This window comes from Bacillus sp. V5-8f (assembly GCF_002863565.1).
In the GTDB taxonomy this organism is placed as follows: Bacteria; Bacillota; Bacilli; order Bacillales; family DSM-1321; genus Peribacillus.
This window is the reverse complement of sequence record NZ_PGUW01000015.1, coordinates 1-13,679: the sequence shown is the minus strand read 5'-3', so window position 1 is coordinate 13,679 and position 13,679 is coordinate 1. Positions and strand designations below refer to the sequence as shown.

Below are 13,679 nucleotides of genomic sequence, written 5' to 3'. Positions count from 1 at the left end.
TTCCCAAACCCACTTTCCTTCGATTTTAATTATATAAATGTGTATAATTAAAATCAGGCATGTGCTAACCGTTTTTATGCCTGATTTGCAAGGGGTATCTTATGGCAGTAAGATACTCCTTTTTCTTTTCAACACCTCCTGTTATTCTAAGTGAATTATTTATACATGTTATGTAATGAAACCTAACATAACTTAATTATATGGATTTTTCTGAAAATTACAATGAGTAATTAGAATTTTATGGGATTATTTTTCAGAAACGTTAACATATCTAATTTTCATGGATTCAATTTTCGGATTAAAATAAAAAACATTGGGTAAAGATCACCCAATGCGTTGAACAGTTTGTATTTGTTTTAGAGTATTTTGAAGCAGTTTGTAAACTGATGTTATAATTTCTTCCACGATTCCAGTATTATTAGCCAAAATCCTGATGCAAACTCCCTCAATGTATGGCAAAGCGGAAATGCCTATCTTAGCAAAACTCTTCTGGGCTTCGAGTGATTTTTTTATGATCTCCTTCATGTCAGAGTGCAACGAATCACTAATGACAAATAATGACCCATAATGGGTATATGAATCCAGATAGCCAATCCTGCTGAAATCCTCTTCAGGAAGAAGTCTTAGACGGTCCAATACTGCCATTTGCCCTTCGTAAAAAATCTTTACTTCAGACCGATATTCTTTATAAGAAAAAAATTCACCGTCCGGAGACCATCCCGGCGTCAAAATTTCAGCCAGAAAAAGGGTTGCCCCTTTTTCCATCGATATTTCAGTCTTTTGATAAAACCTGGCATCTTTATATAAAATAGTGGGCTCGGGAATAAAACTCGCAAAAGAACCTTTTTCAAGAAACATCCTATTTTCTTGAATCGGTGGAGTATCAATCGTACGGTAAATTTTTGTGGCTCCCTGATTTCTTAAAGAAACGATGCTGCCTTCCCTAGCATGAAGTTCCAGCCTGTATGCATCGCCATTCACATAACCGCCGCCAGTGCTTAGCAAATAAAGAGTAGCTTGACAGTCATCATCTAAATACAAAGGATGGGTAACTTTAAATGAGCCGTAGTGAAATTTGCCGGGTACAATAATCGTTCTTCCATTTTGTTTTGCAACTTCCAGCTTTGCATATCCGGTCCACTCACCCATGCTCCAATCCTACTAACATACACTCTTTTTTAATCCATCCAATCACATGGCCCAACCCGATATCTTCCTTCAAATTTGTAAAAAAGAATGGCTTGTCACCGCGTGTAGATAGGGTATCTTTTTCCATTACTTCCAGGCTTGCGCCTACATAAGGGGCCAAATCAATTTTATTGATAACAAAAAGGTCGGACTTGATCATTCCTTGTCCGCCCTTACGTGGAATTTTCTCCCCCTGGGCCACATCAATAATATAAATCGAAAAATCAACAAGCTCCGGACTAAAGGTGGCTGCGAGGTTGTCACCGCCGCTTTCAACAAAAATAATATCCAATCCGTCATGCCTTTCTTCAAGCTCGTCAATCGCAGCAAAGTTCATGCTTGCATCTTCCCGGATCGCCGTATGTGGACATCCCCCGGTTTCCACACCGATAATCCGGTCTTCTGGTAGCACGCTGTTCCTTACTAGAAAAAGTGCATCTTCCTTCGTATAGATATCATTGGTGATAACCGCCAAATTGTATTCTTGATGTAAAGCGCGTGTCAGCCGTTCCACCAACATCGTTTTGCCGGCGCCAACAGGGCCCCCGATTCCAATTTTCACTGTCATTATGTCCAACTCCATTCTCTTTATTTTGGTTGACTAAGACATGAACAAACGAACATTCAGATCTTCATGAAGCATTGCGGATAATTCCATACCAGGGGGTGAAGTTCCTAAATCATCAATCTTAAGTAAATCTATTTTAATCAAAGCTTTTTCAATCTCCTCTTGAAAGGAAAACAGAAGTCTCTGCCCATCGGTTTGACCGAGCGGAATTCCCCTGACCGCATTTTGAATCATTGATGAAATAGAATTGTAAAAATAAGATGATAGACATTCACTTTTTGCAATCCCAAGTTCCTTACAAAACAAACTAAATACTAACGCAGGATGTCCAAACGCCGTTTTTCGCTTGATTTTTGTACGATAATTTTCTAAAACATCAGAAGGATTTAATTGGATCAATAGCTCCAGCATCCTGATACCAATCCGTTTCGTACCTTCCCTTGTCTCGCGCGAAAGGGAAGATACGTAGAGCATTCTGTCTAATTCGAATACGTCACAGCCATCAAAGAGCAATGCCGAGGCTAATCCGTCATTATAGCAAAGAACACCATGCAAATAGGAGTTCAGCCATCCTGCAAACGTCTCTGTATTATAGACCTTCCCATCCTGGATATAGGTTTCCAATCCGAACGAATGGGAAAATGCTCCCGTTGGAAAATTTGAATCACAAACCTGCATCAATGTAAGGGCTGTGTTAGTCATGAGAATGGCCAATCGGGCGAAACGCTTCTTTCAATTTACGCTCTTCCCTTGAAAATAGGACGTTATGCTGCGTGAGCATTTCTTCTATTAAATAATCATATTCCACGATCATTTCGTTCCCGTAAAATTGCGCAGGAGTGTGGCGGTTTCCAATCTGATGTGCTATAGTCCCCATCATTTCAAGGGTTTCCGGGCGAATGACCAGGACGTCATTCGATAAAACATCTACAATGATCGCGTTTTTTTCATCCATAAATAAAATATCGCCACGTTGAAGCGCCCGTTCCTTGTTCAGTCTGATCCCCAGCTCACGGCCATGGTCTGTTTTAACCCTTTGTATCCGTTTCAACAAATCACTGCTCTCCAGGTACACCCGTTCATTATGAAGATGGTTAACCGATATTTCTTCTATATTTCCAACTACTTTTTCGATGATCACAAGAAGCCCCTCCTTTAAAATAAATGGTATCTCTGTGCCATCGGAACAACTTCCAATGGTTCACACGTTATTAAAGTTCCATCAACCTTTACCTCATAGGTTTGCGGATCCACATCGATTTCAGGTGTCCCGTCATTCCATTTCATATCTTTTTTCGTCAGGCTCCGAATGCCTTTGACAGGTTTGATCACTTTTTTCAAACCCAGCATCGATTGAATTCCACTTTCATATGCTGCCTTTGATACAAATGTCATGCTTGTCGTGCTAGTCATTTTGCCAAAGGAACCGAACATCGGACGGTACATAACAGGCTGAGGGGTAGGTATGGACGCATTCGGATCACCCATCAAACTATGCGCAATGCCCCCTCCTTTTAAGATCAGTTCTGGCTTAACTCCAAAAAAGGCAGGGTCCCAGAGAACCAGGTCGGCGAATTTGCCAGGTTCTATCGAGCCAACATAGTCTGAAATCCCATGGGCCAATGCAGGATTTATTGTATATTTGGCAATATATCTTTTGATCCGGAAGTTATCTCCGTCGTTATATTCTTCCGGCAGCCGATTCCGCTGCACTTTCATCTTATGGGCTGTCTGCCAGGTTCTCGCAATCACTTCCCCTACCCGCCCCATAGCCTGGGAATCAGAGCTAATCATACTGAAAACTCCTAAATCATGGAGGATATCCTCAGCTGCTATCGTTTCTTTCCGAATACGAGAATCGGCAAAGGCCAAATCTTCAGGAATGGATGGATCAAGATGGTGGCAAACCATTAACATATCTAAATGTTCGTCGACCGTATTTTTTGTAAAGGGCCGGGTCGGATTGGTCGAGGACGGAAGGATATAATCATAGCTTGCTACTTTAATAATATCCGGAGCGTGTCCGCCGCCTGCCCCCTCGGTATGATAGGTATGGATTAAACGTCCATCGATTGCCCGCAATGTGTCCTCCACAAAGCCGCTTTCATTTAACGTATCTGTATGTATAGCAATCTGGACATCATGTTTGTCTGCAACCAGTAAACTATGATGGATGGCCGATGGAGTGCTTCCCCAATCCTCATGCAGCTTTAAACCAATTGCCCCGGCTTTAATCTGTTCCTCCAAAGGAGCGGTGTGTGAAGCATTGCCTTTTCCCAAAAAACCAATATTCATTGGAAAGGCTTCCGCAGCTTCCATCATACGGTGAATATGAAAGGCACCCGGCGTGCATGTAGTGGCATTCGTTCCTGTTGCAGGCCCAGTACCTCCCCCAATCATCGTAGTCACACCGGAACTTAGCGCTGTCTCAATTTGCTGGGGACAAATAAAATGGATATGCGCATCAATACCTCCCGCTGTAAGGATCTTTCCCTCTCCGGCGATTACCTCCGTCGAGGCTCCAATAATGATATTGACACCATCCATAACCAAAGGATTGCCCGCTTTACCGATAGCAAAAATATATCCATCCTTAAGCCCAACGTCCGCTTTATAAATCCCCGTATAATCAACAATGACGGCATTTGTTATAACAGTATCTACACTTTCAGCACGAACTGCCAGCGGATGCTGGCCCATACCATCACGAATTACCTTTCCTCCACCGAACTTTACTTCGTCTCCATATGATGTGAAGTCCTTTTCAATTTCGATAAATAGCTCTGTATCTGCCAACCGGATTTTATCTCCTGTTGTAGGACCGAACATGGAACTGTATTGCTTCCTGGACATTTCGAAACCCATGTTAAGAACCTCCCTTCCCACGCAAATCACCATCAACTTTATTATTAAAGCCGTACACCTTCCCTTCCCCGCCAAAAGGGATGAGTTCAACATCCTTTGGGTCGCCAGGTTCAAACCTGACAGATGTGCCGGCAGGAATATTCAGCCTCTTTCCATAGGCTTTTTCCCTGATGAATTCCAGGCCTTCATTCACTTCGAAAAAATGAAAATGCGATCCCACCTGAATTGGCCGGTCACCCCGGTTTAGCACAGTGCAGCTGGTAATCTCCTTCCCTTCATTACATGTAATGGAATCCTTCCGCAAAACATATTCCCCCGGAATCATGGAATCCCCTCTCTTCCTCTATTTAATAGGCTGATGCACAGTTACAAGCTTTGTCCCATCAGGGAACGTGGCCTCTACTTGGATATCCGGAATCATTTCAGGAACGCCATCCATTACGTCCTCACGCGTCAGGATGGTTTGCCCATCCCTCATAACTTCAGCAACCGTTTTACCATCCCGCGCCATTTCCATCAACTCATATGTAATCAACGCGATAGCTTCCGGGTAATTCAGGGACAATCCTCGCTCCTTTCTTCTCCTAGCTAAATCAGCTGCAACAACAATCATTAATTTTTCTTGTTCTCGGCTTGTTAGTTTCATATTTTCCTACCTTTCAACAAAAAGCTAAGTTTATGTTACATTTTCTAACATTGTTATGTTATAATCATTATCATATAAGTTAATGAAATTTTCAATATTTTTTATCAATTTTATGAAATGGGGTTTTACAATGGAATTTACACTTCTAACTACTTTACTGCTTGGTCTGGTATTGGGCTGCACCCATGCTTTAGAGCCTGACCATGTCGCTGCAGTCTCCACAATGGCAGGGGAAAATAAAAAGCTTTCCCGTTCATCGTTAACCGGTGTATTTTGGGGGATTGGCCATACCTTCACATTATTTGTGATTGGCTTAGCTGCCGTTCTATTAAAGGCTAATATACCTGCTATTCTCCAAAGCTCTTTTGAATTTTTCGTGGGGATCATGCTCGTTGCATTAGGGTGTTTATCTTTATATCAATACAATAGAAAGAAAGAACATCCGATACATAAAGCACGTAATTACCAGAAAGCTACAGTAATAGGAATTATTCACGGGCTCGCCGGTAGCGGAGCCATGATCGTGGCCACGGTAGCAGCCGTTGACACAGCCCTCCAGGCATGCCTTTACATATTATTCTTTGGAATCGGTACTGTAATTGGGATGTTCATTTTCAGCAGTATCATTGCCCTGCCTTTTATTCTCGGCCAAAACAACCGGGCCCTGCATTCTAACCTGACAAAAGTCGTTTGCATGTTTAGCATTCTATATGGCTTTTATCATATGTATAACGTGATTTCTTAAGCGGGAACTTTCATTAATAAAGCACAAAAAAGGAGAATGGCCACCGCATTCTCCTTTTTTTGTGCTTCAGTTTTTGTTAATTCCCTTATAACACCGCTAAAAGCTATCCTCGCAAGCGGGCAGCTTGTTTGTTCTAGATCATAATGGCTTCGTTAACGCGCATGTGGAAAGGCAATAATATAGATGGTAGTAAAAAACTGATTTGATTACTCTGAATTTCTTCATTCATTTCTGTCTGACAGCGGAAATGTTAATTCAAAGACTGTTCCAGTTTTTTCGTCGCTTACTACCTTCCACTTTCCTCCCATTTCTTTAATAATCTGAAGGGTTACCATTAATCCCAAACCTGTTCCTTTTTCTTTAGTGGAGTAAAAAGGCAGACCTAGTTTTTCAATCTGTTCTGTGTTCATTCCTTCCCCATCATTTGAAATGAAGATATTGACCTCGCTTTTGTTTGGAACTATCTTAATTTCAACTTTTGCTTGTGCTGCTTCAATCGCATTTTTGATGAGATTAACGAACATTTGCTGTAACCTTCCTGGATTCCCCAGTATTACAGCCTTCTCAGTGACATCTTTAGAAACATTCACGTTATGGAAAGTCGCATAGGATGAGAGCGAATTCACTGATTTTATTGCCTCTTGTCCAATATCAACAGGAGACATTGTTTGGATGATCTGATTTTTTCCTAAAGACAGGTAATCAGAAATGATATAATTTGCACGATCCAATTCTTCCAAACTGATAAATACATATTCTTTTTCGGCTGAAGATAAGTTCTTGGATCCTGTTAACAGTTGAAGAAATCCTCTTACACTTGTCATCGGATTTCTGATTTCATGGGCTACACTTGCTGCCAGCTGACCAACCACTTGCATTTTTTCATTTCTTTGAACTTCTTTTATCAGCGCCATCTTTTCCCGATGCGATTCCATCAAGTAGATGGAAAACCAGGCCATAATCCCATTTTCAACAACGAAAACAACGTAATAAACGGTGGTTCCCACGTTCAGTGGTTCAGTTATAAGTAAAACTGCAATGATCGGAAGCGTTGCTGACGTGAAAGCAACGAACAGGATCGACCGATAAATCTTCTTTTTTTGGCTCCAAGAATGGAAATTCTTTTGAAACCAACAAATACCTATAAGGGAGATAGTCATCGCAATAAATCCCGGAATCATTCCCACGCCTGCGTACAGGAAACGAATGATAAAGAAACATGCCGTAACAAAAATCCCTACACCGGTTCCTCCATAGATAAAAGATAAATACCAGGGGACCATTCTCAAATCCAGACGTATCCCTGGATCACAAATGATTGATACTACAATGGTTAAAGATAATGTAAAGGCACATACGACTCCCCATAGTATATTCTCCCTCGTTCTCCCCTTTCGATCACTTGATGTTGCCAGATAGAGGATTATAGGAATTAATACAATTAACATCTGGAGAAGAAGTCGATCATATTGAAAATCCATATAGCTACTCCTGTGTGATGAATTGTCCATGTTAGATTATGAAACTAATTATTTCTTTTTTCTAAACTAAAAATCATAAATTACACCAAAATTTTGATAACTTAAAAAAAATCGGCATATAGATTAGTATACTATATTTTTTATGCACTAATAAGTTTATATTTACGCGTGCTAGATATGTATAAGAATGCAGACAGCCAACGCTTTTTTTGTAACAACAAAATACAGTAAAGATTCGAACATCAATGAGGCCTGCTTCCTTTCTATTCCATATACCATATATAAATTTTCTTTGCGGTTAATAAGTACCTTATCTTGTGATAACTGGAACCTTAATTAAACAGGCAGAATTTCATCTTTCTCCATTTTTTATGTCAGATTATCTAACAAACTTGTTTTAATAAGCAAGGGACAGGCATAAGATGGAAAGTGAGAAAAGATTCTAGTATTGATGTTGTTCTAGAATCAAACTGTCGAAGGAGAGGGAAAAAATAATGGAAAATAGTATGTTAGTTAAATCTACAAAAGAAGAATTTCGTTTTTCAGAAGTGAGCGTAAATGAACTCTTAACAGGATATAAGGAAGGCGCATTTACAGCAGAAGAGGTTACCCAGTCCTTTCTAGATCGAATTGAGGAATTTGAGGATAATTACAATGCTTTTACTTTTATGAATCCTAATGCATTAGAAGAAGCTAAAGAAATTGATCGTTTGCGCGCTGAAGGAAAACCACTTGGGCCTCTGGCGGGAATACCGATCGTCATAAAGGAAGCTGTAGATGTCGCAGGCTACCCTTCTACATTTGGCTGGGCTCCTCTCAGCAAAGATAGCGGGGGCATTGAATTAATGCCCGAAAAGGACGCAACCGTTGCAGCACGCCTAAAAGAAGCGGGTGCGATCATCCTAGGAAAGACAAATATTCCTGCCTTCAGCTGCGCTTATAATGCTAACAATAGTTGGGATGGCCCTACCTATAATGCAGTAAATCGCGAACTTTCCCCTGGTGGCAGCAGCAGCGGTACTGCCATGGCTGTATCAGGCAACTTTGCCGTGCTTGGAGTCGCCGAAGAAACAGCCGGTTCAATTCAAGTTCCTGCTGCAGCGCAAGCCTTGGTTGGCATTAAGCCATCCTTTGGATTAATTCCGTCAAACGGTGTGACTCCCCTTGCAGGCAGCACAAGGGATGTGTTAGGACCTCACGCCCGTACGGTTGAAGATGCTGCCATCATGCTAAATGTGATGGCTGGATATTCTGATGAAGACATCAAAACAGAAGGTGCTAAGGGTAATGTTCCTGATGCTGGATACCCAGCTTTCCTGGATGGAGCAGCACTTAAAGGAAAACGACTTGGATTGTATGGGGCAGGGTGGCGAACAGAGGAACTTTCCAAAGAAACACAAGAATTGTATGCCCGTGCCATTGACGAATTAGAAGAACAAGGCGCTGTAGTGATAGCAGATCCTTTTGCTGGCACAGGTTTTGCTGAGTATATGGCCTCAAAAAATGGATTTATCGGAATGGAAACCTTCTTCTATGATCTTGAAAAATACTTAAAAAATGCAAATCCTGAGCTTTCCATACAAGAAGTATTTGAAAAAGCGGGAGAAGTTCCTTGGGCAGAAGGAGGTCCATTAAGTTTAGTTTCCGATTTTGTTAATGCTGAAAAAGCAGCTGTAGATCCAAGTGTTTTACCAGACTTGACCGAATTTAATGAGGTGAAAGCGGAACTGCTGCGGATTATCAACACAGTGATGGAAAAACACCAGCTAGACGGGTTCGTTTACCCACAGATGCCTGAGGCGTTTCCGACACGTGAAGTTGATAATGTGAAATCAACCACTATCTCAGAAATCAACATAAGCGGGTTGCCATTGATCACAGTTCCTGCCGGTTATTACGAAAATGGTTCTCCTTTTGCTCTGGCCTTCTTTGGCGAGATGTGGAGCGAAGCAAACCTCATTGGGATGGCTTATGCGTATGAACAAGCTACAAAGCTTAGAGTTGCGCCAGTTCTTACTAAATAATCGGTAACATAAGAATACTCCCTATTTGACAAGATAGGGAGTATTTGTGAAATTGCCAATGTGGCATTTAACATGCTTTACGCATTATTGTGCACTCAAGAATTCAAAAATTTTAACTATCTTTATATGCCGCTAAAATTCTCTCGATTCCTCCTTACAGTGATACAAAAACTAGTAGCAGTGTGTATGCAGCCACCCCTATGCAAAACCACGCTAAACTGCTATCTCTCTCCTCTGGCAGTTCTTCCTTTAATACGTTGAGTATGACTCCTCCAGCAAGAAAAGCGACCAAAAAAGAGATGATTATTTCATTTACTTCAACAAAGACTCCTGTTAACCATCCCAATAGTACCGCAAATGTCAAGAACAAGCGTCCATACTTATCATAAATATGTTGATGATCCCGTCTAAGCCCCCGGTCATTTGTAATGAAGTGGATGCACAGCGCGATAAAGTAAAATACCATTCCCCATTTACTTCGGTATTCCTCTCTTAGTAAGAGGTACCCGATAATCGCATTATAGACAAAAAAGGAAGAGATATGGATCCAGAATACCCCCGCAGATGGAACCTCTTTTTTGTTTTTTTTTTGATTTTTTCACCATTCTTTCAAGTCCATAAAAGATGACAAGTCCAAGCAAGGCAATCAAATAGATGTGATTTTCAAAATAATTTCCTATTTCACCGTTTATAGAGCCCTCAACTCTCTGTTGATAATCGTTTAATTGCGGCAGCAAATGAAAGAACACATAAGAGACTGCCACTCCTCCGGCGACAGACAAAAAGCGGCTCCGCGGCGTTTCCCTAATAAAAGTCATGTATTTAGATAAAAAGTGGATAAGCGCAAAACCGACAGCAAAGAAAAAGCTTAACGAAAAAATAGGAAGTCCCTCCTTTAGCCACTATCTCCCTTATGCTCAAGCTTGTGATTTTCACTATATAAAATAGGCTGCATGCCGTAAGGAGCGAGCTTAATTTTTTCCTGTAGAAATAAATGGGAGATGGCGTGCCTCAGCTTACTTTCGATTTGTTCCTTTATTTCAAAATCAACAACCGGGATCTCTACCAAGAAATCCATGGCATGATTTCGAAAATCAATAAACCTAATATCCGCTTCGGGGTCATCCAGTATACCGTACGAGCTGTCCTTTACCTGTGTCACTGCTTGGGAAAGAATATCGTCTATCCTCTCCGTATCAATTCCATATTCAACACTTACCTTCACCTGTGCCATCATCTTTGCTCCCGTGCGATTTTTAATAATATTTTCAATAAAATATTGATTGGGAACAATTAACGTACCTTCCTTGGCAGTCTTCACCACGGTTGACCTTAAGCGGATTTTCTCCACTCTTCCCACCTTATCATTTACCTGAATAACTTCCCCTACCTCAACCGGTCTTTCAAATAAAATAATAATTCCGGAAACAAAGTTCCCGGTTATGTTTCTCATACCAAACCCAATCCCAATCCCCAAGACTCCAAATATGGCTCCTAGTGCTGTTAAATCCACACCCACTGTAGTAAAACTTATACCAAGAGCCGTTATCATCACTATATAATAAATAATTTGATTGATGGTATAGCCCATCCCCTGATCCACACCATAATATTTATAAAAAGGATTCAGCAGGCGTTGTGTTACTATTTTAATGAGCTTATGGACAAGTGAAACAATCAAGATGACAACAAGGATAAGGAAAACAGAAACATCAATATCGCCCTGCGTATATAACGGATGGAACATCCACTCTTCTTTTGAAAAATAAAACAAGAATAGAACAATGATGGAATAAAAGGTGATCCACCCTAACCACGAACTTAAGGAATGATAGAAACGTCTCTTAAACTCTGGCTCTTTTTTCGTGCGAGTAGTAAGTAACCATTTTAATAGGAAGTTCCCTATAATGATCAATAATAAATACAAAACAAACCACAAAAAATGATGGACAGAAGGAAAATTGAACATTTTATATCACCTTAACTTATATACTGCCTAAACGCAGGAAGTTTGTAGACTCCTTTATGTATAAAGTAATCCCTAGTTAGAAGATGTATGGGAGGCAGAAATGACGTCATGTCACTACTCTTTCTTTACCTTCTTGACAATGGATGTAGGCAATATACATTTATGTACTTCTAAACACAGACTTCAAGTGTCAATCTCTTTGGATTTTTTTCTACTTTATACTCGTAACCTATCTTTATTACTGTTAAACCTAATTTTTATGCTGGTAGCTATCCCTACACCCATTTATAGTTAAGAAGAAAAGGAGATATCAACTGCCATTTAGATACCTACGCTTTCTGATGAGGAGTTAATTAAATAAATAAATAAATAAGAGAAGGCTAAGCAACCTCCCGATATGATTATTCATTTTAAATTATGTATTATTCCTGTTCTTCCCCTTTCAATCTAGTAAAATGTCCATTTTTCCGAGATGGCTAAAAGCCCTGGCAGGAATGACAAGGCTTCGATACTTTATTTTGATTTATCTGGTTACCATCTGATGGCCACTTTCAATTCTTTTTACTTCCTCAAGGGTAGGAGCTCCTTCCCAATCCCCTTTAAATTGTGTAGCCAAAGCTCCTAGAATATTTCCCCTTTCTAGTGCTTCCTTCAATGTTTGGGCAGGAGTTGTACCATTTATAAGTTCCGGATCGTCCAACATAACAGATAGGAAGCCGGCTGCAAAAGCATCTCCCGCTCCTACTGTATCAATCACATGGTCTATCCGATAAGGCGATGCCTTTATAGAATGGAAGTTTGTAAACCCGATTGATCCTTCTGAGCCTAGTTTCATTCCTACTATCTTTACACCCATATCCAGGAAGTGTGCCCCGTAAGACTCAACACTAGATTCGCCCAGAAGGAATTCCGCTTCCTCGATGCCAGGAAGAAAGATGTCACATAAAGGAATTAGAGATAGAAGCTCTTGTCTAGCCACTTCTTCATACCAACTTTATTGCGTAAGTTCAGGTCGAATGAAATCGTTCGTCCAGCGTTTCCTAGAGAAAATAAATAACCTGAGTCCATACGAATACAGACTCAGACTATTTACAACAATCTGGTTTATTACTGTCTATTGATCGGCTTTTACAATACAGGTCCGCTTCATGTTGCTCTCTGTTTTATAACTGTGGGTACAATTAATATTGTAGTCTCGTTTTTTATTTAGAGTTATATTATTATTTCTTTTTATTATTATTAAGCATTTTCGCGAGTGTACCAAAGTTAAGATTTTGGCCATCTTTCAGGATGAAATTTACTATTTCATCCTGCTTTTGCTTGCTGATCGGCTTATTTGCCAATTTGGCGACATCTCTTACCATTTTCCTTACAGTTGTTTCATCCTTAAAGTTTGCACCTTGCAGGGAATTCGCCAGTTTAAACACATCACCCATATTTACTCCCGTTTTGTCTCCCACGTTTTTAAAGAAGTTATTATCCATTTGATCCCTCCTTCTAATTTATTGCTATTCTATGTGGCATGGTGGACAAGGGTGAATGAGAATAAAAATATGGGAAAATGACCATGTTTACTTTTTCACACTCTGGGGCTGTCCAGAAAGTCCTTTATGCGGGTGGAACCCTCCCAAAATAAAAACCCAAGAATGTTGATATAACAGCATTCTTAGGTTTTGCTTTTTTAACATTTGTGCTGAAAAAACTACTTTTCGGACAGCCCCTATCCTAGTAATTTCCTAGGCTAGTTCCTCGACTGCATAGGCATTAAAGTGACGTGATATTAAAAAACACGCACTTTCAAAAACGGGCGATCACTTTTATAGCTTGTACATATTATAAAAGTAAGCCATACCTTTCCTGTAAGGCTTGATATTAAAACAATTGAGAAGGAGTGATTACCATGGGTGAAGAATACGGAAGAGGCAGAGAGGCTGCATTTGTTCTTGTTATTTTCGTTCTGTTGGTGATTATTTTAGGTTTCTCTTATATCTACTAATAGTATCTATATCAGAAAAAGCCTAATAAGTGGCCAAGCCCATGGTGGTACGAGCCTATTGTGAGGTGACCCCAAAAAGTTAGAGTTTTATATTAAGCAGCTAATTGGCTGGTATGGATGCGGTATTGAACCGGACTCATGCCTGCCAATTTTTGCTTTATACGCTTGTTATTATAATAATTGATATACTCTTCAAT

The 13,679-nt window shown here is 40.2% G+C and carries 16 protein-coding genes; 2 read left to right on the top strand and 14 right to left on the bottom strand.

Translation table 11 applies throughout. From position 1 onward, the window contains the following. Window positions 1-324: 324 nt before the first annotated feature. From CUU64_RS14875 to CUU64_RS14845, 7 genes are read right to left on the bottom strand one after another with little or no spacing between them, the layout of a single operon-like run. Window positions 325-1,149 (bottom strand): urease accessory protein UreD, encoded by an 825-nt coding sequence (locus tag CUU64_RS14875; RefSeq protein WP_101634377.1) that lies wholly within the window; start codon window positions 1,147-1,149, stop codon window positions 325-327. Continuing rightward, entirely contained in the window at window positions 1,142-1,759 is a 618-nt protein-coding gene (gene ureG, locus CUU64_RS14870; RefSeq protein WP_101634509.1) for an urease accessory protein UreG, read from the bottom strand. The genes CUU64_RS14875 and ureG overlap by 8 nt, the downstream gene beginning before the upstream one ends. Window positions 1,760-1,789: 30 nt before the next feature. Next, complete coding sequence (locus CUU64_RS14865; RefSeq protein WP_101634376.1) at window positions 1,790-2,458, bottom strand: urease accessory protein UreF; 669 nt, start codon at window positions 2,456-2,458, stop codon at window positions 1,790-1,792. Then, a complete protein-coding gene (locus CUU64_RS14860) occupies window positions 2,451-2,897 on the bottom strand; it encodes an urease accessory protein UreE (RefSeq protein ID WP_101634375.1) in 447 nt (148 codons plus the stop codon). Before CUU64_RS14860 ends, CUU64_RS14865 begins: the two co-directional genes overlap by 8 nt. 14 nt (window positions 2,898-2,911) lie before the next feature. Beyond that, window positions 2,912-4,621 carry an urease subunit alpha gene (ureC, locus tag CUU64_RS14855; RefSeq protein ID WP_101634374.1) on the bottom strand — a complete coding sequence of 570 codons (1,710 nt, stop codon included), beginning with the start codon at window positions 4,619-4,621 and terminating at the stop codon, window positions 2,912-2,914. A gap of 1 nt (window position 4,622) precedes the next feature. Next, window positions 4,623-4,946: an urease subunit beta gene (locus tag CUU64_RS14850; protein ID WP_101634373.1), complete on the bottom strand. Its 324-nt coding sequence runs from the start codon at window positions 4,944-4,946 to the stop codon at window positions 4,623-4,625. 18 nt (window positions 4,947-4,964) lie between these two features. Next, window positions 4,965-5,267, bottom strand: coding sequence for an urease subunit gamma (locus tag CUU64_RS14845; RefSeq protein WP_101634372.1), 303 nt, complete (start codon window positions 5,265-5,267; stop codon window positions 4,965-4,967). Between the two features lie 130 nt (window positions 5,268-5,397). On the opposite strand from CUU64_RS14845, the gene CUU64_RS14840 reads away from it, so the two are divergent. After that, the gene (locus CUU64_RS14840) at window positions 5,398-6,012 is read left to right on the top strand and encodes an urease accessory protein UreH domain-containing protein (protein ID WP_101634371.1); all 615 of its coding nucleotides are present in this window, start codon (window positions 5,398-5,400) and stop codon (window positions 6,010-6,012) included. 221 nt (window positions 6,013-6,233) lie between these two features. On the opposite strand, the gene CUU64_RS14835 is transcribed toward CUU64_RS14840, so the two are convergent. Beyond that, complete coding sequence (locus CUU64_RS14835; RefSeq protein WP_180954614.1) at window positions 6,234-7,493, bottom strand: sensor histidine kinase; 1,260 nt, start codon at window positions 7,491-7,493, stop codon at window positions 6,234-6,236. A 494-nt stretch (window positions 7,494-7,987) separates the two neighbouring features. On the opposite strand from CUU64_RS14835, the gene CUU64_RS14830 reads away from it, so the two are divergent. Further along, window positions 7,988-9,517, top strand: coding sequence for an amidase (locus CUU64_RS14830; RefSeq protein WP_101634369.1), 1,530 nt, complete (start codon window positions 7,988-7,990; stop codon window positions 9,515-9,517). 154 nt (window positions 9,518-9,671) lie between these two features. Here CUU64_RS14830 and CUU64_RS22685 read toward each other — a convergent pair whose 3' ends face one another. The 6 genes from CUU64_RS22685 to CUU64_RS14805 form a co-directional block, all read right to left on the bottom strand. Next, window positions 9,672-9,983: a hypothetical protein gene (locus tag CUU64_RS22685; RefSeq protein WP_257985544.1), complete on the bottom strand. Its 312-nt coding sequence runs from the start codon at window positions 9,981-9,983 to the stop codon at window positions 9,672-9,674. 52 nt (window positions 9,984-10,035) lie between these two features. Beyond that, complete coding sequence (locus CUU64_RS22680) at window positions 10,036-10,299, bottom strand: hypothetical protein (RefSeq protein ID WP_257985543.1); 264 nt, start codon at window positions 10,297-10,299, stop codon at window positions 10,036-10,038. Between the two features lie 113 nt (window positions 10,300-10,412). After that, complete coding sequence (locus CUU64_RS14820) at window positions 10,413-11,486, bottom strand: mechanosensitive ion channel family protein (RefSeq protein WP_101634368.1); 1,074 nt, start codon at window positions 11,484-11,486, stop codon at window positions 10,413-10,415. Window positions 11,487-12,009: 523 nt separating this feature from the next. Next, entirely contained in the window at window positions 12,010-12,465 is a 456-nt protein-coding gene (locus CUU64_RS14815; RefSeq protein ID WP_101634367.1) for a carbohydrate kinase family protein, read from the bottom strand. Between the two features lie 241 nt (window positions 12,466-12,706). After that, window positions 12,707-12,970 (bottom strand): stage VI sporulation protein F, encoded by a 264-nt coding sequence (locus CUU64_RS14810; protein ID WP_101634366.1) that lies wholly within the window; start codon window positions 12,968-12,970, stop codon window positions 12,707-12,709. Between the two features lie 604 nt (window positions 12,971-13,574). Next, window positions 13,575-13,679 (bottom strand): IS3 family transposase (locus CUU64_RS14805; RefSeq protein ID WP_142383637.1); only part of this gene is annotated, 105 nt, incomplete at its 5' end.

Coding starts and splice junctions, on each gene's coding strand:
- CUU64_RS14875 (WP_101634377.1), bottom strand. CDS start 1,149: ATGGGTGAGTGGACCGGATATGCAAAGCTGGAAGTTGCAAAACAAAAT.
- CUU64_RS14865 (WP_101634376.1), bottom strand. CDS start 2,458: ATGACTAACACAGCCCTTACATTGATGCAGGTTTGTGATTCAAATTTT.
- ureC (WP_101634374.1), bottom strand. CDS start 4,621: ATGGGTTTCGAAATGTCCAGGAAGCAATACAGTTCCATGTTCGGTCCT.
- CUU64_RS14850 (WP_101634373.1), bottom strand. CDS start 4,946: ATGATTCCGGGGGAATATGTTTTGCGGAAGGATTCCATTACATGTAAT.
- CUU64_RS14845 (WP_101634372.1), bottom strand. CDS start 5,267: ATGAAACTAACAAGCCGAGAACAAGAAAAATTAATGATTGTTGTTGCA.
- CUU64_RS14840 (WP_101634371.1), top strand. CDS start 5,398: ATGGAATTTACACTTCTAACTACTTTACTGCTTGGTCTGGTATTGGGC.
- CUU64_RS14835 (WP_180954614.1), bottom strand. CDS start 7,493: ATGGATTTTCAATATGATCGACTTCTTCTCCAGATGTTAATTGTATTA.
- CUU64_RS14830 (WP_101634369.1), top strand. CDS start 7,988: ATGGAAAATAGTATGTTAGTTAAATCTACAAAAGAAGAATTTCGTTTT.
- CUU64_RS22685 (WP_257985544.1), bottom strand. CDS start 9,983: ATGGTATTTTACTTTATCGCGCTGTGCATCCACTTCATTACAAATGAC.
- CUU64_RS14820 (WP_101634368.1), bottom strand. CDS start 11,486: ATGTTCAATTTTCCTTCTGTCCATCATTTTTTGTGGTTTGTTTTGTAT.
- CUU64_RS14810 (WP_101634366.1), bottom strand. CDS start 12,970: ATGGATAATAACTTCTTTAAAAACGTGGGAGACAAAACGGGAGTAAAT.